The organism is Nonomuraea sp. B19D2 (genome assembly GCF_040137845.1).
Classification (GTDB): Bacteria; Actinomycetota; Actinomycetes; order Streptosporangiales; family Streptosporangiaceae; genus Nonomuraea.
Genome location: NZ_JBEFAK010000163.1, coordinates 1 through 560, shown reverse-complemented (window position 1 = coordinate 560; position 560 = coordinate 1). Strand labels below are relative to the sequence as shown.

The window sequence follows — 560 nt, the reverse complement described above, 5'->3', positions numbered from 1 at the left end:
GTCGGGTTTTCCGGCTGATCGGGCTGATCAGTTGGCTGCGATCGCGTCGGGTCTGGTGAGCTTGACGCAGGGTGCGGCCAGGGTGTTCGAGGGTGGTGCGGTCAATCAGACGATCGTGGAGATGCAGGGCGGGCTGATGCTGATCATGTCGATCAGTGATGGTTCGTGTTTGGCGGTGCTGGCGGCCCCGGATTGTGACATGGGGTTGGTGGCGTACCAGATGACGCTGATGGTTGATCGCGCCGGTCAGGTGCTTACCCCGGCTGTGCGTGCGGAGCTGCGCGCCAGCCAGACCAGGTGATGTAGGTGACAGACCCCAGATGGAACAGCGGGGGCTGGGACTCCCAGAACAGCGGTGCCTGGGATTCCCAAAACAGTGGGAACTGGCAGCCCCCACCGCCTAGCTGGCAGCCGCCACCGCCGCCCCCCAGCTCTGACCCCGCCTCGCCCGTCCGCCCGTACGCGGTGACAGGTGGACGGACGGCGCCGCGGGTCAAACTGGCGATGGAGGCCCTGGTGTCCTCGGCGACCGCCGAGCACCGGGAGTTCTCGCATATCAC

The 560-nt window shown here is 66.2% G+C and carries 2 protein-coding genes; both read left to right on the top strand.

Annotated features, from left to right (window positions below):
* A partial coding sequence (locus ABN273_RS59295; protein WP_349458611.1) for a roadblock/LC7 domain-containing protein occupies window positions 1-301 on the top strand: 301 nt, incomplete at its 5' end.
* Window positions 302-306: 5 nt separating this feature from the next.
* On the top strand, window positions 307-560 hold a 254-nt coding region (locus ABN273_RS60230; protein ID WP_502911369.1), incomplete at its 3' end, for a DUF742 domain-containing protein.